This window comes from Starkeya sp. ORNL1 (assembly GCF_012971745.1).
Classification (GTDB): domain Bacteria; phylum Pseudomonadota; class Alphaproteobacteria; order Rhizobiales; family Xanthobacteraceae; genus Ancylobacter.
The window spans coordinates 3693896-3713102 of the sequence record NZ_CP048834.1; the positions used below are offsets into that span (position 1 = coordinate 3693896).

Sequence of the window (19207 nt, forward strand, 5' to 3'; positions counted from 1 at the left end):
TGGACATCATCCCGAACGGCCGCAGGCCGATCCGGGATCGCGCAAACGCTCTTCATCTTCGTACGATCCCGGCTCTCCGCTTCGCGGAGCCTGCCCTCGGGCTTGCCGGAGGCAAGACCCGTGGGGCCGGGATGACATCTGCATGTGACCACCTGTTTTTGAACGGTGCCAAGAAGTCCGGCGTGGTCTATAGCTAGCCGCCCGCCGGAACCCGCCTTATGCCAGACCCCGCTTTCATCCTCGATCCCCGCCTCGACGACGACACCTTTGCGGTCGGCGAGCTCACGCTTTCCACCGTCCGGCTGATGGATGACGCCCGCTTCCCGTGGCTGATCCTGGTGCCGAAGCGCGCCGGCCTCGCGGACCTGGTCGACCTTTCCGACGCCGACGCGGTGACGATGAATGCCGAGATCCGGCAGGCTTCCCGCGTGCTGCGCGAGCTGACTTCGCCCTACAAGCTGAACGTCGCCGCTCTGGGCAATGCCGTGCGCCAGCTTCATGTCCATGTCATCGCCCGCTTCGAGGACGATCCGGCCTGGCCGAAGCCGGTCTGGGGCATTGGGGCCGCCGCCTCCTATGACCCCGCCACCGCCGACACCCTCATCACCCGGCTGCGCGCCGGCTTCGGATTGGCGTGATGGCAACGGGCACCCTCGGTGACTGGCCGCACCTCGGCTATACTGGCTTCGATCTCGACCGCGCCAGCGAGCGGCGCGGCGAGACCCCGGCCTTCCTGCGCCACCCCGGGGCGAAAGCCTGCCTCATGGCCGGCGACACCATGGTGCTTGCGAAGCACTCCGCGCTCGACGCGCTGTTCGACCTCGAGGTTGCCGCCGGCTATGGCGGGCGCACCGACGAGGCCTGCCTGCTCGGCCTCGCGACGGGTGGCGCGCCGCGCTTCGCCTTGCCGCTGCATGCCGCGGCGCTCGCGCAACTGACTGAGCGCGACGACCTTCTGCTTACCGACCTGCGCAGCCTCGCAGTGGAGGCCCTGATACCGCCGGACCAGCTCGGCCTGCTTGCCACCGGCAAGGCGATGCTGGCCTGGCATGCACGGCGCACCTTCTGCTCGAATTGCGGCGAGCGGCTCGCGGTCGGTGAAGGCGGCTGGCGGCGCGATTGCCCGAATTGCGGCGCCCAGCATTTCCCGCGCACCGACCCGGTGGTCATCATGCTGGTGACCGATGGCGACGATTGCCTGCTTGGCCGCTCGCCGCGCTTCGCGCCCGGCATGTGGTCGGCGCTCGCCGGCTTCGTCGAGCCGGGCGAGACCTTCGAGGCCGCGGTGCGTCGCGAAGTCAAGGAAGAGGCTGCCATCGAGACCGGCGCGGTGCGTTATCTCGCCTCCCAACCCTGGCCGTTCCCGATGTCGATCATGATCGGCATGCAGGCGCAGGCGCTCTCGCGCGATATCACCATCGACGCCAACGAGCTGGAAGGCGCCCGCTGGTTCAGCCGCGAGGAGGCGGCGCTCATGCTCGCCCGCACCCATCCGGACGGCCTCGTCGCGCCAGTGCCGATGGCGATCGCCCACCATCTGATCCGCGCTTTCGTCGAGGGGCGCGATCCACCGGCTGGCTAACGGTGAAATTATACCGGCTGCGGTCATGCAACCGTCAAATTTCCGTTAAACATTTCTTTAGTTCGAATTTCGAGATAAATTCTCTACATCGTATAGCGTACGGCTTGGAACGTTACGGGAGGCCGATGTGGCCGCGATCATCACCAACTGGCAGGACCATCACGCCAAGCTGTTCGGCCGGCATGCGCTACAGCTCAACCATCGGCTGGCGGAATCGCCGCTGTTTACCGACGACGCGCTCGCCCGCCTGATCGAGAGCGCGCCGCGCGATGCCTATCACGTCAATTACAGCCAGAAGACCCCCGGCAATCCGCCGCGGCGCCGCGAAGGCGAGATCAAGGACCTTGCCGGCCGCGAGGTGCTGGACGCGGTGCGCGACGGCAATATCTGGATCAACCTCACCGCGCCCGACCGGCTCGACCCGTCCTACGGCAAGCTGGTCGACGACATCTATGCCGAGTTCGAGGCCCATGTGCCGGGGCTCAAGACCTACAAGCGCCGGCTGACACTGCTGATCTCCTCGCCCGGCGTCTCGGTGAAGTATCATTCCGACGTGCCCGGCCAGACGCTCTGGCAAGTGCGCGGCGCCAAGAAGCTCTATGTCTATCCGGCGGGCGCACCCTTCATCTCGCAGCCGGCTCTGGAGCGGCTGATCCTCGGCGAACTGCGCGAGACCGACATGCCGTTCGAACCGTGGTTCGACGAGTTCGCCACCATCTATGAGCTCACCCCCGGCACCATGCTGCACTGGCCGCTCAACGGCCCGCACCGCGTGGTGAACGAGAATGTGCTGAATGTCTCCTTCACCACCGAGCACTGGACCGACGAGCTGCGTCGCTCCTATGCGGTGAACTATGCCAATGGCATCATCCGCAAGGTCACCGGCACCACCGCGCCGCTGTCGCAGGGCACCGAAGGGCTGGGCTATTACGGCAAGCTGGCGCTCGCCGGCGCGGTGAAGTTCTCGCCGCTGAACCCGCAGAAGCAGAAGCGCTACGAGGTGGATTTCCGCGTCGCGCCCGGCCTTCCCGACAGCATCCGCGACATCCCCTCCTACGCCTTCGTGAAGTAAGGCACCGCCGAGATGAGCTTCGCCGCCGAGTTCCATTCCGCGCCCGCGAGCGTCACTGGCGCGCGCACCGATGGCTCGCGGTTGGCCGCACGCCTCGTGCGTTCGCGCGAGGCGTTCGAGGCGGTCGCACCGGAATGGGCTGCGCTTGAGGCAGGCTCCGCCCACGCCGTGCTGTTCCAGAGCGTCGGCTGGTGCCGCGCGGTGTTCGATTTCTCAGGCCGGCGCGATACCGGGTTCGACCCTTTCATCGTCACGCTGCGCCGCGACGGCGAATTGAAGGGCGTGCTGCCGCTGGAGCGGGTGCGCGCGCAGGGCTGCACGCTGCTGGTCGCGCTCGGCGACGGCTTCCAGCAATATTCCGACGTGCTGCTGGCGCCTGATGTCGATCCGGCGGAAGCGGTGCGCGAGATGCTGGCGGCGGCGGTGCGCGAGGCGCGCTGCGACGTGGTCTCGCTGCTCAAGGTGCGCGAGGACAGCGCGCTGCGCCAGGGCCTGCCACCTCGCCATGTGCGCACCGGCGCGAGTGCCGGCGCCCCGTTCGTTGCGCTCTCCAGCTTCGAGGACTTCGCCGAATACCACGCCACGGTGAAGGCGAAGACCCGCAAGAACATGCGCAACGCCCGCAACCGGCTGGAGCGCAGCGGCCCGGTGGAGCACAGCGTGGCAGCGAACCACATCGAAACGATGGGCGTGATCGGGCGCACCGTGCTCGGCCGGGCGCAGCGGCTGGAAGACCAGGGGCTCACCTCGCGCGCCTTCCAGGACCAGAACTTCCTCGATTTCTGCCTGTCGCTGGTGGATAGCGACCTCGAACTGCTCGCCATGTCGCTCACTCACAATGGCACGCCGATCGCCGAGCAATGGGGTTTCGTCCATGGTGGGCGCTATTACGCCTTCGTGGCGAGCCGCGACTTCACCATGGGCGAGGAGAGCCCGGGCAAGCTGCATCTGAAGAACGTGATCGAGACCGGCTTTGCCCGCGGGCTTTCAACCGTCGACCTGCTGGTGCCGGTGATGCCGTACAAGCTGACCTGGGCCAGCGGCGTCACCGAGGTGCAGGATTACGCAGTGCCGGTGAGCCTCAAGGGCCGCGCCCGGGTCCATCTGTGGGACCAGATGCTGCGCCCGCTGGTGAAGGCCACCTATCTCGCGCTGCCGCAAGGCGTGCGCACCCGGCTCATGGCCGTGCTGCGGCCGGGGCGAGACTGACACCTTAAATCCGGTCGTCATCCCGGACGGCCGGAGGCCGATCCGGGATCGTCCGCGGAATCCGGGCGCACTCCCGTCACGCGATCCCGGCTCTGCGGCTTCGCCTCCGGCCGGGATGACGGACTTAACTGTCAACGCCACGCCTTGAAATGCTTGGAAAGCTTCAGGCCCTGGGCCTGGTAGTTCGAGCCGAGTCCCTCGCCATAGAGCACGCGCGGGCGCTCCAGCATGCGCTCATAGACCAGGCGCCCGACGATCTGGCCGTCCTCCAGGATGAACGGCACCTCGCGCGAGCGCACCTCCAGCACTGCGCGGGCGCCGCGCCCGCCGGCCGCCTCATGGCCGAAGCCGGGATCGAAGAAGCCGGCGTAATGCACCCGGAATTCGCCGACCAGCGGGTCGAACGGCACCATCTCCGCCGCATGGTCGGGCGGCACATGCACCGCCTCCTTCGAAGCCAGGATGTAGAAGGCATCGGGATCGAGGATGAGTTCGCGCCGGCCGCGTGTCGCCAACGGCTCCCAATAATCCTCGACATCGCAGGCGGCGCGGGCGTCGACATCGATCAGTCCGGTATGGCGCTTGGCGCGGAAGCCGAGCAGGCCGCCGAAACCGTCGCCCGAGAGATCGACGCTGACCGCAATGCCGCCCCCCAACACGTCGGCGCTCGCGCCATCGACCAGCCGCTCGCGCCGGTTCAGTGCGCCGAGCGCGGCCTCGTCGAGCCGGGCGTCGCCGCGGCGGAAGCGAATCTGCGACAGCCGCGAGCCCTCGCGCACCAGGATCGGGAAGGTGCGCGGGCTGATCTCAAGGTAGAGCGGACCATTATAGCCAGCCGGTATGACATCGAAGGCGCGGGTACGGTCGGCAATCACCCGGGTGAAGATGTCGAGCCGGCCGGTGGAGCTTTTCGGATTGGCGGAGGCGGCGATATCGGGCGTCAGCGCCAGCGCCTCCTGGAGCTCGACCAGATAGACGCAGCCAGTCTCCAGCACTTCGCCCTTGCTGAGATCGAGCTGATGCAAGGCAAGCTGGTCCAGCCGCTGGGCAACGCTCACGCCGGGGCCGGGCAGGAAGCTGGCGCGGATGCGCCAGGCCACGGCGCCGAGGCGCAGGTCGAGGCTCGCCGGCTGCACCTGGTCGGCATCGAACGGGCGCACGGTGCGGATCGCGCCGCGTCCGGCGAGCGCCTCGATCGCATGACCGGGCAAGATGCCCTCGCCCGTCTGCGGCAGCACCGCTTCGGGGATCGCCCCGGCCATGCCCGATCTCCTAAACGTCCAATGTCGTTCGGTTTAACGGACGCGGCTCTTGACGCCAAGGCGCGCCCGGGAGTAATCCCCGGCCATACGTGGTCAATTTGAGCCGACCGGCTTGCCGCCACGCTAAACAAGGATGCTAAAAGGTCGGGGCGGCGCAGCACATGCGCGATAGCTCCGGCCTGTATGCGCCCACCGGAGCCGCCCATGACCGCAGAGTCCAATTCCGAGAAGCTTTCCCCCGCCGATATCGCCGCGCTGCGTCCCGATACCCGCCTGGTCCATGGCGGCATCTTGCGCTCGCCCTATGGCGAGACCGCGGAGGCGATGTACCTGACGCAGGGCTATGTCTATGACAGCGCCGAGCAGGCGGAAGCGCGCTTCAAGGGCGAAGATCCCGGCTTCATCTATACGCGCTACTCCAATCCGACGGTCTCGATGTTCGAGACCCGCCTCGCGCTGCTGGAAGGCGCCGAGGTGGCCCGCGCCACCGCCTCCGGCATGGCGGCGGTGACCGCCGCGCTGCTCTGCCAGCTCAAGGCCGGCGACCATGTAGTGGCGGCGCGCGCGCTGTTCGGCTCCTGCCGCTATGTGGTCGAGGAGCTGCTGCCGCGCTTCGGCGTCGCCTCGACACTGGTCGACGGCACCGATCTCGCGTCCTGGCAGGCGGCGGTGCGGCCGGAGACCAAGGTGTTCTTCCTGGAGAGCCCGACCAATCCGACGCTGGAGATCATCGACATTGCCGGCGTCGCCGCGATCTCGAAGGCGGCCGGCGCGAAGCTGATCGTCGATAATGTGTTCGCTACCCCGATGCTGCAGAGCCCGCTGACGCTCGGCGCCGACATCGTGGTCTATTCCGCGACCAAGCACATTGACGGCCAGGGCCGCTGCCTCGCCGGCGCGGTGCTGTGCTCACAGCAATTCCTCACCGACCATTTGCAGACCTTCCTGCGCCAGACCGGTCCTTCAGTATCGCCCTTCAATGCCTGGGTGATGCTGAAGGGGTTGGAGACGCTGCCGCTGCGGATCGAACGTTCGCAGGCAAGCGCGGCCAACCTCGCCGACCGGCTGGCCGTCGCGGCCAAGATCACCAAGGTGATCTACCCGTTCCGCGACGATCACCCACAATCGGCGCTCGCCCGCAAGCAGATGCTGGGCGGCGGCACGCTGGTGACCTTCGAGGTGGAGGGTGGCAAGGCCGGCGCGTTCCGTTTCCTCAACGCGCTGCGCATTGCTCGCATCTCCAACAATCTCGGCGACGCCAAGAGCCTGGTCACCCACCCGGCGACCACGACCCACCAGCGCTTCACCCCGGATGCACGAGCCGAGATGGGGATCACCGACGGCATGGTGCGGCTCTCGGTCGGGCTGGAGCATGTCGAGGACCTTGCGGAAGACCTCGCCGGCGCGCTCAAGGCGGTGTGAAGGCAGCCTATACGTCCCTCACAACCGTCATCCCCGGGCTCGTCCCGGGGATCTCGATTCCGGACAGCGCATCGGGAACCGAGATGGCCGGCACAAGGCCGGCCATGACGGCGTGGGGGATTTTGACCGCGTGCAAATCGCCGTGGGGATTCGCCGCCTTGCCCTCGCCGCGCAAAAGCCCTTCACTGCCGAGGCGGCGGCGAGTGCAGGAGGCGGCATGTATCGGGCGACCACCAGAGGCGTTCAGGTAACCGTCACGCCGCGCTTCGCGCCGGAGCGTTCGGATCCCGATCGCAGCCAGTATTTCTGGGCCTATACGGTCGAGATCGTGAATCTCGGCGCCGAGACGGTGCAGCTCAAGAGCCGGCACTGGCTGATCACCGATGCGCTCGGCCGGGTGCAGGAGGTGCGCGGCGCCGGCGTGGTCGGCGAGCAGCCGATCCTGCCGCCCGGCGCGCATTTCGAATATACCAGCGGCGTGCCGCTGCCGACCTCGACCGGCATCATGGAAGGCTCCTATTCGCTGGTGACCGAGGGCGGCGAGATCTTCTCCGCCGAGGTGCCCGCTTTCTCGCTCGACCTGCCGGACGCGACGCGGACGCTGAACTGAAAGAGCTTGCCGTCACCTAGCCGTCAGCCCGGACGGCCGCAGGCCGAGCCGGGATCGCGCAAACGCTCTTCACCTTCCTGCGATCCCGGCTCGACGCTTCGCGTCGTCCGGGCTGACGACCAGAATGGGATGACGCGGCCGGAGAGGCCGCCGCTCCCTTCCGCGCCAGAAGCGAAGCGGCTATGGTCGCCGCACACTTCCCCAGCCGCCTCTCGCCAGCCCCTTTTTGCCGAGAACCCCGTAGCCGAACGCGCGATGCCGGACAGACCGTGATCGATCTCCGCCCGATCGCCGCCGTGCTCGGCGTCCTGCTCGCCATTCTCGGCACCACGATGATGATACCGGCGCTGGTCGACCTCGTCGCCGGGCAGCCGGACTTCATCGTCTATGTTGGCTCGGCCGCCGTCACCGTCTTCGTCGGGCTGTCGCTCTGGCTCTCCGGGCGCTCCGGCGCGGTGGAAAAACTCGATTTGCGCCAGGCCTTCCTGCTCACCACGCTGAGCTGGGTGGTGCTCTCGGGCTTTGCCGCCATCCCCTTCATGTGGGCGCAGACCCACCTCACTTTCACCGACGCCTATTTCGAGGCGATGAGCGGGCTCACCACCACCGGCGCCACCGTGGTCTCGAACCTCGACACCCGCCCGCCCGGCGTGCTGATCTGGCGCGCCTTCCTGCACTGGTATGGCGGCATCGGGATCATCGTGCTCGCCATCGCCTTCCTGCCGATGCTGCAGGTCGGTGGCATGCAGCTGTTCCGCTCGGAATCCTCAGAAAAGTCGGAGAAGCTGCTGCCGCGCGCCGCGCAGATGGCCAAGAGCATACTCGGCACCTATCTCGTGCTCTCGCTGCTCTGCGCCATCACCTACATGTTCTGCGGCATGAGCGCGTTCGATGCGGTAGCGCACGCCATGTCGACCATCTCGACCGGCGGCTTCTCCACCCACGACGCCTCGCTCGGCTATTTCAAGAGTGCGGCGGTGGACTATGCGGCGATCGTCTTCATGCTCGCCGGCTCGCTGCCCTTCGTGCTCTATGTCCGCGTACTGGCAGGCGATTTCTCGCGCCTCGTCGCCAATACCGAGGTCCGGCTGTTCTTCTGCCTGGTCGCCGCCTTCACCTTCATCGGCTTTTTCGAGGAGGTACGCGGCGGCATCGCTCATGGCGAGACGGCGCTGCGCTGGGCGCTGTTCAATGTCGTCTCCATCATGTCGACCACCGGCTTCGTCACGGTCGACTATACGAATTGGGGCCCACCGACCGACGCGCTCTATTTCATCCTGCTGTTCCTCGGCGCCTGCACCGGCTCCACCGCCGGCGGCCTGAAAACCTTCCGCCTCGCCATTGTCGGCTCGGCGCTGGTGCAGCACATGAAGCGGATCGTCTATCCGCGCGGCGTGTTCCCGGTGCGCTATGGCGGCGCGCCGATTTCCGACGAGGTGGTGACGTCGGTGCTTTCCTTCGTCTTCCTCTATCTCACCTGCTTCATGGCGATCGGCATCGCGGTGAACGCGCTCGGCTTCGACCTCGCTACCTCGTTCTCCGCGGCCGTCACCGCAGTCGCCAATGTCGGTCCGGGGATCGGCCAGGTGATCGGGCCCGCAATGAACTTCTCGGCGCTGCCGGACCATGTGATCTGGCTGCTGTCCTTCGGCATGTTGCTCGGGCGCCTCGAACTCTTCACCGTGCTGGTGCTGTTCCTGCCGCGTTTCTGGGTGCGCTGAAAGGAGCGCTGGACGAGCCTCGGCGTGCCCTTATGGTGTTCCTCTCTAGAGGGGAATGTTCATGCTCGAAGCTCGCACCAGCACCGAGGAAATCCTGGCGCATCTGGTCGCCTTCGACACCACCAGCCGCAATTCGAACCTGCCGCTGATCGGCTTTGTGCGCGACTATCTGGAGGCGTACGGCGTCGCCAGCACGCTGATCCCGAACGAGGAAGGCAACAAGGCCAGCCTGTTCGCCACCATCGGTCCGTCCGATCGTTCAGGTATCTGCCTCTCAGGCCATTCCGACGTGGTGCCGGTCGACGGCCAGCCCTGGACCACCGATCCCTTCACTTTGACGCCGAAGGGCGAGCGGCTCTACGGCCGCGGCTCCTGCGACATGAAGGGCTTCGTCGCCGCCTGCCTCGCTCTGGTGCCGGACATGGTGGCGGCAAAACTCGCCACCCCGCTCCACCTTATCGTCTCCTATGACGAGGAACTCGGCTGCACCGGCGTGGTGCCCGCGGTGCGGCGGCTCGGCGTCGACCTGCCGAAGCCGAGAGCCTGCATCGTCGGCGAGCCGACCCTGATGAAGGTGGTCGACGCCCACAAGTCCGGCATCGGCTACGTCACCACGGTGACCGGCCGCGAGGCGCATTCCTCCATGCCGCAACTCGGCGCCAACGCCATCTTCGCCGCGGCCGAGCTGATCGGCGAACTGGACCGCTACCGCGCCGAGCTGATCGAGCTCGGAGACCCGTCCGGCCGCTTCAGCCCGGCAAGTTCCACGGTGCAGGTGGTGATGATCGACGGTGGCACGGCGAGCAACATCGTGCCGCGCGAATGCAAGGTGCGCTGGAACGTGCGCGGCCTGCCCGGCTTCGACGAGGACGCGCTGGTGGCGCGCTTCATGGCTTTCGCCAACGCGACCGTATTGCCGAAACTGCGCGCCACGGCGCCGGAGGCCTCCATCGTCACCGACTTCACCTACAAGGTCCCCCCGCTCGCCCCCGAGCCCGGCTCGGAAGCAGAGACACTCGCCTTGCGGCTGGCCGGCCAGAACCAGACCTACACGGTCGCCTACGGCACAGAAGGCGGCCACTTCCAGGCGCAGGGCATACCCACCGTGGTGTGCGGCCCCGGCTCGATCGACCAGGCCCACAAGCCGGACGAGTTCATCGACGTGGCGCAGCTGCGGGCGTGCGAGCGGTTCCTGAAGGGCGTGATTGTGGAGTGCGAGGGCTAGTTTGCCCCCACAACCTCTTCAGCCTTGAACTCGTACCCGCGCCCGCAGAACTCGCAGGTGACGGTGACCTTGCCGTCCTCGACCAGTTCGGCACGCTCTTCCTGCGGGAAGCTTGCCAGCACGTTCATGACGCGCTCGCGCGAGCAGGAGCAGCGGGCTTCCATCGGCTCGGGCTCGAAGACCCGCACGCCGCGCTCGTGGAACAGCCGGTAGAGCAGCCGCTCGCTGGAGAGATCGACGTCGACCAGCTCGACATCCTCGACGGTGCCGACCAGCGACTGCGCCTCCATCCAGGCGTCGTCCTCGGTGACCTCGGGCAGTTCGGTGCCTTCCGGGGCGTCGCCAGGATCGAGATCGACGGTGCGGATGCGCCCGCCCTCGGTCGGCAGGAACTGCACCATCAAGCCGCCAGCCCGCCAGGAGGAGGCGGCACCGCCGGCATGCACCTCCTCGGCGACCGCAAGTCGGACCTTGGTCGGGATCTGCTCGGACTGGCGGAAATACTGGTGCGCGGCTTCCTCCAGCCCACCGCCCTCCAGCGCCACGACGCCCTGGTAGCGATTGAGCTGGACGCCCTGGTCGATGGTCATGGCGAGATGGCCGCGGCCGAGCAGCGCGCCGCTGTCAGTGCGCTCGGGCAGCGCCGCCAATTGCTCGGCATCGAAGCGGGCATAGGCGCGCACGCTGGAGGGCGCGGTGAAATCGACCACAAGCAAATCCACGGGCCCGTCGGTGCGGGTCTGCAGAATGAAGCGGCCGTCGATCTTCAGCGTCGAGCCGAGCAGCACAGTCAGCGCCACCGCCTCGCCGAGCAGGCGCTTCACCGCCGGCGGGTATTTGTGATGGGCCAGCACAGCGTCGAGCGAGGGCCCGAGCCGTACGATGCGGCCGCGCACGTCGAGCGCGTCCACGTGGAAGGGCGTCACCCGGTCATCGACAACGTCGGGACGGGGCGAGCGGGCGGGGGAGGTCTGTGATGTCATGTCGCCCGCCCATATAGGTGCGCCAATTGCGATGCGCGAGGGCTGCCTGCACAGCCCCTGCGATCCGTCATAACGTCATGGCCGGGCTTGTCCCGGCCATCTCGATTCCGCCGGCGCGTCAGTAATCCTGCGCCTTTCGCATCGAGATCCCCGGCACAAGGCCGGGGATGACGGCAATCGATGGGACCATCTAGGCCCCCGCATTCTCCAGACACCAGGCGAGGATGCCCTTCTGCGCGTGCAGCCGGTTCTCCGCCTCGTCGAACACCACCGATTGCGGGCCGTCCATCACCTCGTCGGTGACTTCCTCGCCGCGATGGGCGGGCAGGCAATGCATGAAGATGGCGCCGGGCGCCGCGCGCTTCATCAAAGCGCCGTTAACCTGATACGGCTTCAAGAGATTGTGGCGGCGCTCGGCCTCCTCGTCGCCCATCGACACCCAGGTGTCGGTGACGACGCAATCCACGCCTTCGACCGCCGCTTCCGCATCGGCGCCGAATGTCACCCGCGCGCCGCTGCGGCGCACCCAGTCGATCAGCGGTGCGCGCGGCGCCAGCTCCGGCGGGGTGGCAACGTTGAGCGCGAAGTCGAAGCGCTGCGCGGCGTGGATCCAGGAGGCCAGCACATTGTTGGAATCACCGGTCCAGGCGACGGTGCGCCCCCGGATCGGCCCCTTGTGCTCCTCGAAGGTCATGACGTCGGCCATGATCTGGCACGGATGCGAGAGCCGCGTCAGGCCGTTGATCACCGGCACGGTGGCATTGGCGGCAAGTTCGGCCAGTGCATCGTGATCGAGGATGCGGATCATGATGGCGTCGACATAGCGCGAGAGCACCCGCGCGGTGTCGGCGATGGTCTCGCCGCGGCCGAGCTGCATCTCGGCGCCGGTGAGCATGATGGTCTCGCCGCCGAGCTGGCGCATCGCCACGTCGAAGGAGATGCGGGTGCGGGTCGAGGGCTGCTCGAACACCATGGCCAGCACCTTGCCGGCGAACGGCTTCTCCGCCGCCACCGCCTTGCGGCGGCTCTTGAGGTCGCGCGACAGGTCGATCAGATGACGCAGTTCGCCCGACGACACCTGGTCGATATCGAGGAAGTGCCGGAGCCCGTGGGCTCCGCCGCCGCCATTGCCGTTACCCATATCATTCATGCCGCGGCCCCCTTCACGGCGTCCGCCTTCAATCCGGCTTCGATCTTCGCGCAGGCAGCGTCGATGCGGGTGAACGCCGCCTCGATCTCGGCCTCGCCGATGTTCAGGGGAGGCAAGAGGCGGACCACATTGTCGGCCGCGGACGGCACCAGCATGTGCTCCTCGCGCATGGCGGCGACCAGCTCCATGTTCGGCACCAGCGTGCGCAGGCCGAGCAGCAGGCCCTCGCCGCGCACTTCGGCGATCACCGCCGGGTGGCGGTCCTTCAGCTCGGCGAGGCGCTGGCGCAGCCGCGAGGCGGTGGCCAGCACCTTGTCGAGGAAACCGTCTTCCAGCACGACGTCGAGCACGGCGTTGGCGACGCTCATGGCGAGCGGGTTGCCGCCATAGGTCGAGCCATGGGTGCCGGCGGTCATGCCCTTGGCCGCCTCTTCGGTGGCGAGGCAGGCGCCGACCGGGAAGCCGCCACCAATGCCCTTGGCGACCGCCATGATGTCCGGCTCGATGCCGGCCCACTCATAGGCGAACAGCTTGCCGGTGCGCCCGACGCCGCACTGCACCTCGTCGAGTACCAGCAGCAGGCCGTGCTCGTCGCAGAGCGCGCGCAAATCGCGCAGGAACTGCCAGGACGCGCCACGCACGCCGCCTTCGCCCTGCACCGGCTCGATCAGGATGGCGCCGGTCTCCGGCGTGATGGCGGCCTTCACCGCCTCCAGGTCGCCGAACGGCACCTGATCGAAGCCGGGCATCGCCGGGCCGAAGCCCTCCAGATACTTCGCATTGCCGCCGGCGGCGATGGTCGCCAGCGTGCGGCCGTGGAAGGCGCCCTCGAAGGTGATGATGCGGTTACGCTCGGGCTGGCCGTTGGCGTACTGGTACTTGCGCGCCATCTTGATCGCGCATTCCAGCGCCTCGGCGCCCGAATTGGTGAAGAACATGGTGTCGGCGAAGGTGGCCGCGATCAGCCGCCTGGCCAGCTTCTCGCCGCCTTCCATGCGGAACAGGTTCGAGGTGTGCCAGAGCTTGCCGGCCTGTTCGGTGAGCGCCGCCACCAGATAGGGGTGCGCATGGCCGAGCACGTTCACCGCGATGCCGGCGGTGAAGTCGAGATATCGCTCGCCGTCCTCCGTGATGAGCCAGGCGCCTTCGCCGCGCTCGAACACGAGGTCAATCCGATTATAGGTCGGCAGGATGGGGTCGATCACATTCCCCTCCGGTCTTTCCGGCGCGACTGCCTCGATGAGGCATTGCTGGGTCCAAAACGAAACGTGCCGCCCTTGCTGGGGGCGGCACCCTTATGGCCGGAATTTTATCGGATCGGCCCGGCGGGTCAACCGCCGCGTCGCGCGCATCGCGCGGTAACGGATTCAGCCATGGTACGGCGGTAGCATCGAAGTGTTGCAGCGGGGACTCTCAATTGGGGAAAACGGTGCTTTCATAGGGAACGCATCTCGCCGGGAGTCCGCTCCTATTGTAGCCTCCGTCTCGTCAGATACGACATCTCGTGCGGCGGATATCTCCCTGTAGCGTTGGCGGCGTTGAGCCAGTCGGGTCACCGATTTGGCGCGGGTGAGGGATTCCGCCTCGAACACGAAGGAGGCACATGATGAACTGGACCGACGAGCGCGTCGAACTCCTGAAAAAGCTTTGGGCTGAGGGACTTTCGGCAAGCCAGATTGCGGCTGAGCTCGGCTCCATCACCCGCAACGCGGTAATCGGCAAGGTGCACCGCCTCGGCCTGTCGGGCCGCGCCAAGACGGTTTCCTCGCCTGCGCCCCGCCCGCGCAAGCCCCGCCCGGTCACCGAAGCGCGCCCGCGTCCGATGGTCCACGGCAATACCGCGCTCGCCCCGGTGTATCACCCGGTGATCGAGCAGGAGCCGGAAGACCTGCCGGATCCGGTCGCCAACGTCATTCCGATGGCCGACCGCTGCACCATTCTCGACCTTACCGAGTTCACCTGCCGCTGGCCGGTGGGCGATCCCGGCAAGCCGGATTTCTTCTATTGCGGCAGCCACACCAAGATCGGCCTGCCCTATTGCGCCTACCACTCCCGCATCGCCTATCAGCCGGTGCAGGACCGTCGCCGCACCCACGCCCGCGCCGCGCGGGTGTGAGCCGCATCCGGTCCACTTGAAGCCGTCATCCCGGAATGGCCGCAGGCCATATCCGGGATCGCGAATGAAGTCCGGGTGCGCCTCTTAGCCGGCACCCAAAATGGCGAACAATCCCGGCGCTCAGCTCCGCTTCGGCCGGGATGACCTCTTAAGTGTTGATCTCTTACCCGCCCCGCGCCGCCGCCTTCAGCCGATAGAGCGCCTCCAGCGCCTCGCGCGGCGTCATCTCGTCGGGATCGATCTCCGCCAGCGCCGTCTTCACCGCCTCCGCCGCCGGATCGGCCTTTGCCGGTGCCGGCGCGGGACGGCTCAAGGCCGCGAACAGCGGCAGGTCGTCGAGGATGCGCCGGGTAGGCGCGCTGCGCTCGGTGGATTCCAGCTCGGCCAGCACCGCCTTCGCCCGCTCCACCACTGGGGCCGGCAGGCCGGCGAGCTTCGCCACCTGGATGCCGTAGGAGCGGTCGGCGGCGCCCGGCACGACTTCGTGCAGGAAGATCACCTCGCCTTCCCACTCCTTCACCTTCACCGTCGCGTTGACGAGGCGCCGGCAGCGCTGCGACAGCGCGGTCAGCTCGTGGAAATGCGTGGCGAACAGCCCCCGGCAGCGGTTCGTCTCGTGCAGATGCTCGAGGCTGGCCCAGGCGATGGAGAGGCCGTCAAAAGTCGCGGTGCCGCGGCCGATCTCGTCCAGTATGACCAGCGAGCGCTCGGTCGCCTGGTTGAGGATGGCGGCGGTCTCGACCATCTCCACCATGAAGGTCGAGCGCCCGCGCGCGAGATCGTCCGCCGCGCCGACGCGGGAGAACAGCCGGTCGACCACGCCGAGCCTGGCGGCGCGTGCCGGCACGAAGCTGCCGGCCTGGGCGAGGATGGCTATCAGCGCGTTCTGGCGCAGGAAGGTCGATTTACCCGCCATGTTCGGGCCAGTGACCAGCCAGATGCGACCGGCTTTTTCCCGCTCCGGAGGCGACAGGTTGCAATCATTGGCGACGAACGGGCCGCCGTCGCGGCGCAGCGCCTGCTCGACCACCGGATGGCGGCCACCGTCGATGGCAAAGGCGAGCCCGCCATCAATCTCCGGGCGCACATAATTCTGCTCGATCGCCAGCGTCGCCAGCCCGGCGGCGACATCGATCGCAGCCAGCGCTTCGGCCGCAGTGCGGATGCTCATGCCGGCATTGGTCACCTCGGCCGCCAGCCGATCGAAGATCGCCTGCTCCAGAGCGAGCGAGCGCTCGCCGGCGCTGGCGATCCTGGCCTCCAGCTCGCCGAGCTCGACGCTGGTGAAGCGCATCGCGCCCGCCATGGTCTGGCGATGCACGAAGATGGAAGCAAAAGGCGGCTCGCGCAGCCGGTCGGCATTTGCCGCCGAGACCTCGACGAAATAGCCGAGCACGGCATTGTGCCGGATCTTCAAGGTGCGGACGCCGGTCTCCTCGACATAGCGCCGCTCCAGCGCCGCCACCACGCGCCGGCTTTCGTCGCGCAGCGCGCGGGTGGCGTCGAGATCGGCATCGAAGCCGGTCCGCACGAAGCCGCCGTCGCGGCGATAGGCAGGGAGCTCGTCGGCGAGCGCGGAGCCAAGCAGAGCCGGCAATGCATCATCGACCGCCGCCAGTGCCGCAGCCGCCATCTCCAATTCTTCCGGAGAGGCGGCAATGCGGATCAGGCGGGCGACCTCTGTGCCTTCCTTGAGGCCGCGGCCAATGGCGGCGAGATCGCGCGGCCCGGCGCGGCCGAGCACGATGCGGGTGAGCGCACGGGAGAGGTCCGGCGCGCCGGCGAGATGTCCGCGCAGGCGTGCCCGCAATTCGGCATTCTCGACCAGATGGGCGACGGCATCGAGCCGGCGGTCGATCAGCGCCGGGGCGGTCAGCGGCTCGGCGAGGCGGCGGCCGAGCAGGCGCGCGCCCGCCGAGGTCGCGGTGCGGTCGATGCTGGCGATCAGGCTGCCGGTGCGCTCGCCGGTGGTGGTGCGCAGGATCTCGAGGTTCACCCGCGTTGCGGCGTCGATCACCATGATGTCAGCACCGGCCTCGCGCACCGGTGGCACCAAAGGCGGGCGATGGCCGAGCTGGGTGCGCTCGACATAGGCGACCACGGCGGCGGCCGCGACCAGCTCCGGGCGCGAGAAGCTGCCGAAGGCGTCGAGCGTCGCCACCTCGAAGAAGCCGGAGAGCCGCCGCTCGGCGCCCGCCCCGTCGAAGCTCTCCTTAGGCAGCGGCGTCACTGCCGGCAGGCTGCGCCACAATTCGCGGAGGTCGGGATCGTCATAGAGCTGGTCGGCGACCAGCAATTCCGCCGGCTCGATGCGCGCGAGATCGGCGGCAAGCCGCCTTGCGTCGGTTTCCAGCACGCGGAACGAGCCGGTGGAGATATCGGCGAAGGCCAGCGCATAGACGGCTCCGTCCGGCTCGCTGCCGCGTAGCCGGGCTAGCGCCGCCAGCACGTTCTCGCGCCGAGCGTCCAGCAGCGCGTCCTCGGTGAGGGTGCCGGGCGTAACGAGGCGCGTGACGTCGCGGCGCACCACGCTTTTTCCGCCGCGCTTCTTCGCCTCGGCGGGGTCTTCCAACTGCTCGCACACCGCGACACGGTGGCCGGCGGCGATCAGCTTGTGCAGATATTCCTCGGCGCGCTCCACCGGCACGCCGCACATCTTGATGTCCTCGCCCTGGTGCTTGCCGCGCTTGGTGAGCACGATGCCGAGGGTGCGGGACGCCCGTTCGGCATCCTCGAAGAACAATTCATAGAAATCGCCCATCCGGTAGAACAGCAGGCTGTCCGGATTGGCGGTCTTGATCTCGAGATACTGGGCCATCATCGGCGTGACGCGCTCGGCCGGGGCCGAGACGTCCGCGAGCGGCGATTTGAGCGAGGCGTCCATGGGCGGGACGCTGGCAGAGACGGAGGCCCGGCTCAAGCCGCGCACCCGGCTTTTCCCCGTCGGAGATCGACCCTCTCAAAGAGGCCGACTCGTTATTTCCCTCTCCCCGGTGGGGTGAGGGGGCGCACCATTGCGGAGCGGCGAAGACCCCTCACCCCAGCCCTCTCCCCAACGGGGAGAGGGAGAGACCGACTGCAGCTTCGGCTTTTCCCTGTCAGAGATCGCGTGGCAGCAGGCTCTCGGGATCCATGGCCGCCTGCAGGCGCAACGACGCGGTGCGGGCGAGGTGCAGCGTCATCGCCCGGCGCACGTGGGCGGGGAGCGGATGGCGCGGCGCCTCGCGTATCAGCGCGGCGCCGAAGGCATCGGCGAGCAGCAGGCCGGTGTCCTCCGGCAATATCTCCACCGGGAAATCCGGCGCCACCGCGAAGAACAGCCGGTCGCAATGCTGGCGGTACTCGTGCCATTTGCGGTCGGTGCGGAAATCGATCACCGAGGACTTGATCTCGATGATCCAGATCTCGCCCTTGGCATCGATGGCGGTGATGTCGGCACGCCGGCCCGAGGCGAGCGAGAGCTCGGACACCCCGAACAGCCCCAACGCCGCGAGATAGCGCATGGCCCCGCGCTGGATGGCGCGGGCGGCGTCCGACTGGCGGCCGTCGAGCGGGATGATGAGCACGGTATCGGTCATCCCCGCATCATAAACGCCCCATCCGTCATGCCAAAAGTGCCGCGCACCTCTTCGCGCCAGGCACGTTCCCAAGCACGCACCTGTGATCTATAGGGGCCTGTCTCCTCCCGCCTTCCCGACCGGCCAGCCTCGCGCTCCATGACAGCTCCGCAACCCAAGCCGCCGCAGCCGGACCGGCCAGATCCTGGCCTCGCCGAGCTGTTCGTCGGCTTCCTCTCCATTGGCGTGATCGCGTTCGGCGGTGTGCTGCCGATCACCCGCCGCGCGATGGTCGAGCGCTACAAATGGATCAACGAGGAAGAGTTCATCGAGCTGCTGTCGCTGTCGCAGTTCCTGCCCGGACCGAACATCACCAATTTCGCCGTGGTGCTGGGCAGCCGCTTCCGGGGGCCGGCGGGATCGATCTCGGCGGTGCTCGGCCTGACCCTGGTGCCGGCGATCATGGTCATCATCCTTGGCATCGTCTTCAACTACTACGCCGATGTGAAAGCGCTGGGCGGCGTGGTCGCCGGCTTCGCGGCGGCCGCGGCCGGGCTGATCATCTCCATGGTGGTGCGCATCGCCGAGCCGATGTGGCGCCATCCGACGCTGCGCACCTGGGGGATCACGCTCGCCGCCTTCGCCGGCGTGGCGCTGATCGGCTTTCCGCTGCCCTGGGTGATGCTGGTGCTGGCGCCACTCTCGGTGGTGCTGGCCTGGAGGGCGTTGCCGTGAGGATCTGGCCATGAGGATCTGGCCGTGAGCCCGGACAGCAATCCCGTCGGCTCGCTCGCTTTGCATTTCCTGCTGCTGTCGCTGCTGGCGGTTGGCGGCGCCAATGCGGTGCTGCCGGAGATGCACCGGCAAGTGGTCGAGGTCGCCGGCTGGATGACCGATGCGCAGTTCGCGCAGACCTTCGCCATCGCGCAGGCGGCCCCTGGCCCGAACATATTGGTGGTGACGCTGATCGGCTGGCACGTCGCCGGTGCTGCCGGCGCGGCAGCGACGACGCTGGCGATGTGCGTGCCAACCTGCGTGCTCGCCTATTTTGCCGGCGGCGTATGGCACCGCTTCCGCCATGCCCGCTGGCGCCGCGTCGTGCAGGCGGGCCTGGTGCCGCTCACCGTCGGGCTGATCACGGCGGGCGGCTTCCTGCTGGCGGAAGCCGCCGCGCGCAGCTGGGTGGCGGTAGCGGTGACGGTGGTGGCCGCCGTCACGCTGTCCGTCACCCGGATCAATCCCCTATGGATGCTCGCGCTGGGCGGTGCGCTGGGTGGTCTCGGGCTGCTCTGACTCAA

17 protein-coding genes and 1 riboswitch are annotated in these 19207 nt (G+C 67.7%); of the genes, 11 read left to right on the forward strand and 6 right to left on the reverse strand.

The genetic code is table 11. The annotated features are described in order from the left end of the window. The first annotated feature begins 218 nt into the window (after window positions 1–218). From G3545_RS17540 to G3545_RS17555, 4 genes are all read left to right on the forward strand, one after another. Entirely contained in the window at window positions 219–638 is a 420-nt protein-coding gene (locus G3545_RS17540) for an HIT family protein (protein WP_170014559.1), read from the forward strand. After that, entirely contained in the window at window positions 638–1582 is a 945-nt protein-coding gene (gene nudC, locus G3545_RS17545; protein ID WP_170014560.1) for an NAD(+) diphosphatase, read from the forward strand. The genes G3545_RS17540 and nudC overlap by 1 nt, the downstream gene beginning before the upstream one ends. A gap of 127 nt (window positions 1583–1709) precedes the next feature. Further along, window positions 1710–2654 carry a hypothetical protein gene (locus tag G3545_RS17550; RefSeq protein WP_170014561.1) on the forward strand — a complete coding sequence of 315 codons (945 nt, stop codon included), beginning with the start codon at window positions 1710–1712 and terminating at the stop codon, window positions 2652–2654. 12 nt (window positions 2655–2666) lie between these two features. Beyond that, window positions 2667–3863, forward strand: coding sequence for a GNAT family N-acetyltransferase (locus G3545_RS17555; RefSeq protein ID WP_170014562.1), 1197 nt, complete (start codon window positions 2667–2669; stop codon window positions 3861–3863). 131 nt (window positions 3864–3994) lie between these two features. Here the strand turns inward: G3545_RS17555 and G3545_RS17560 are convergent, their stop codons facing one another. After that, window positions 3995–5125, reverse strand: coding sequence for a 2'-deoxycytidine 5'-triphosphate deaminase (locus G3545_RS17560; RefSeq protein ID WP_170014563.1), 1131 nt, complete (start codon window positions 5123–5125; stop codon window positions 3995–3997). Between the two features lie 79 nt (window positions 5126–5204). Beyond that, window positions 5205–5285: riboswitch (SAM riboswitch) on the forward strand. 44 nt (window positions 5286–5329) lie between these two features. Here G3545_RS17560 and G3545_RS17565 point away from each other — a divergent pair. The 4 genes from G3545_RS17565 to argE all read left to right on the forward strand — a co-directional run bounded on the left by G3545_RS17565 (window position 5330) and on the right by argE (window position 10103). Next, on the forward strand, window positions 5330–6547 hold the full coding sequence (locus tag G3545_RS17565; protein ID WP_170014564.1) for an O-succinylhomoserine sulfhydrylase: 1218 nt from the start codon (window positions 5330–5332) through the stop codon (window positions 6545–6547). A 217-nt stretch (window positions 6548–6764) separates the two neighbouring features. Then, window positions 6765–7157, forward strand: a complete 393-nt coding sequence (gene apaG, locus G3545_RS17570; protein WP_170018138.1) for a Co2+/Mg2+ efflux protein ApaG — start codon at window positions 6765–6767, stop codon at window positions 7155–7157. Window positions 7158–7426: 269 nt separating this feature from the next. Next, entirely contained in the window at window positions 7427–8878 is a 1452-nt protein-coding gene (locus G3545_RS17575) for a TrkH family potassium uptake protein (protein WP_170014565.1), read from the forward strand. A gap of 61 nt (window positions 8879–8939) precedes the next feature. Beyond that, window positions 8940–10103 carry an acetylornithine deacetylase gene (gene argE / locus G3545_RS17580; protein ID WP_170014566.1) on the forward strand — a complete coding sequence of 388 codons (1164 nt, stop codon included), beginning with the start codon at window positions 8940–8942 and terminating at the stop codon, window positions 10101–10103. Here the strand turns inward: argE and G3545_RS17585 are convergent. The 3 genes from G3545_RS17585 to G3545_RS17595 form a co-directional block, all read right to left on the reverse strand. Then, entirely contained in the window at window positions 10100–11086 is a 987-nt protein-coding gene (locus tag G3545_RS17585; protein ID WP_170014567.1) for an Hsp33 family molecular chaperone, read from the reverse strand. The two genes, argE and G3545_RS17585, sit on opposite strands and share 4 nt — an antisense overlap. A gap of 190 nt (window positions 11087–11276) precedes the next feature. Further along, complete coding sequence (argF, locus tag G3545_RS17590; protein ID WP_170018139.1) at window positions 11277–12227, reverse strand: ornithine carbamoyltransferase; 951 nt, start codon at window positions 12225–12227, stop codon at window positions 11277–11279. A gap of 5 nt (window positions 12228–12232) precedes the next feature. After that, window positions 12233–13441 carry an aspartate aminotransferase family protein gene (locus tag G3545_RS17595; RefSeq protein WP_170014568.1) on the reverse strand — a complete coding sequence of 403 codons (1209 nt, stop codon included), beginning with the start codon at window positions 13439–13441 and terminating at the stop codon, window positions 12233–12235. Window positions 13442–13842: 401 nt separating this feature from the next. Here G3545_RS17595 and G3545_RS17600 point away from each other — a divergent pair, with 401 nt between their 5' ends. Beyond that, entirely contained in the window at window positions 13843–14352 is a 510-nt protein-coding gene (locus tag G3545_RS17600) for a GcrA family cell cycle regulator (RefSeq protein ID WP_170014569.1), read from the forward strand. Window positions 14353–14515: 163 nt separating this feature from the next. Here the strand turns inward: G3545_RS17600 and mutS are convergent, their stop codons facing one another. Continuing rightward, the gene (mutS, locus tag G3545_RS17605) at window positions 14516–17236 is read right to left on the reverse strand and encodes a DNA mismatch repair protein MutS (protein WP_170014570.1); all 2721 of its coding nucleotides are present in this window, start codon (window positions 17234–17236) and stop codon (window positions 14516–14518) included. A gap of 214 nt (window positions 17237–17450) precedes the next feature. After that, window positions 17451–17930 carry an MmcB family DNA repair protein gene (locus tag G3545_RS17610; protein WP_170014571.1) on the reverse strand — a complete coding sequence of 160 codons (480 nt, stop codon included), beginning with the start codon at window positions 17928–17930 and terminating at the stop codon, window positions 17451–17453. 138 nt (window positions 17931–18068) lie between these two features. Here G3545_RS17610 and G3545_RS17615 point away from each other — a divergent pair, with 138 nt between their 5' ends. Together G3545_RS17615 and G3545_RS17620 are read left to right on the forward strand one after the other, a co-directional pair. After that, window positions 18069–18644, forward strand: a complete 576-nt coding sequence (locus G3545_RS17615; RefSeq protein ID WP_170014572.1) for a chromate transporter — start codon at window positions 18069–18071, stop codon at window positions 18642–18644. 24 nt (window positions 18645–18668) lie between these two features. Next, the gene (locus G3545_RS17620; protein WP_170014573.1) at window positions 18669–19202 is read left to right on the forward strand and encodes a chromate transporter; all 534 of its coding nucleotides are present in this window, start codon (window positions 18669–18671) and stop codon (window positions 19200–19202) included. Window positions 19203–19207 lie beyond the last annotated feature (5 nt).

What these genes read in the sequence shown, in the direction of transcription:
- G3545_RS17540 (WP_170014559.1), top strand. Translation starts at nt 219, where the DNA reads ATGCCAGACCCCGCTTTCATCCTCGATCCCCGCCTCGACGACGACACC.
- nudC (WP_170014560.1), top strand. Translation starts at nt 638, where the DNA reads ATGGCAACGGGCACCCTCGGTGACTGGCCGCACCTCGGCTATACTGGC.
- G3545_RS17555 (WP_170014562.1), top strand. Translation starts at nt 2,667, where the DNA reads ATGAGCTTCGCCGCCGAGTTCCATTCCGCGCCCGCGAGCGTCACTGGC.
- G3545_RS17560 (WP_170014563.1), bottom strand. Translation starts at nt 5,125, where the DNA reads ATGGCCGGGGCGATCCCCGAAGCGGTGCTGCCGCAGACGGGCGAGGGC.
- G3545_RS17565 (WP_170014564.1), top strand. Translation starts at nt 5,330, where the DNA reads ATGACCGCAGAGTCCAATTCCGAGAAGCTTTCCCCCGCCGATATCGCC.
- apaG (WP_170018138.1), top strand. Translation starts at nt 6,765, where the DNA reads ATGTATCGGGCGACCACCAGAGGCGTTCAGGTAACCGTCACGCCGCGC.
- argE (WP_170014566.1), top strand. Translation starts at nt 8,940, where the DNA reads ATGCTCGAAGCTCGCACCAGCACCGAGGAAATCCTGGCGCATCTGGTC.
- G3545_RS17585 (WP_170014567.1), bottom strand. Translation starts at nt 11,086, where the DNA reads ATGACATCACAGACCTCCCCCGCCCGCTCGCCCCGTCCCGACGTTGTC.
- argF (WP_170018139.1), bottom strand. Translation starts at nt 12,227, where the DNA reads ATGGGTAACGGCAATGGCGGCGGCGGAGCCCACGGGCTCCGGCACTTC.
- G3545_RS17600 (WP_170014569.1), top strand. Translation starts at nt 13,843, where the DNA reads ATGAACTGGACCGACGAGCGCGTCGAACTCCTGAAAAAGCTTTGGGCT.
- mutS (WP_170014570.1), bottom strand. Translation starts at nt 17,236, where the DNA reads ATGGACGCCTCGCTCAAATCGCCGCTCGCGGACGTCTCGGCCCCGGCC.
- G3545_RS17610 (WP_170014571.1), bottom strand. Translation starts at nt 17,930, where the DNA reads ATGACCGATACCGTGCTCATCATCCCGCTCGACGGCCGCCAGTCGGAC.
- G3545_RS17615 (WP_170014572.1), top strand. Translation starts at nt 18,069, where the DNA reads ATGACAGCTCCGCAACCCAAGCCGCCGCAGCCGGACCGGCCAGATCCT.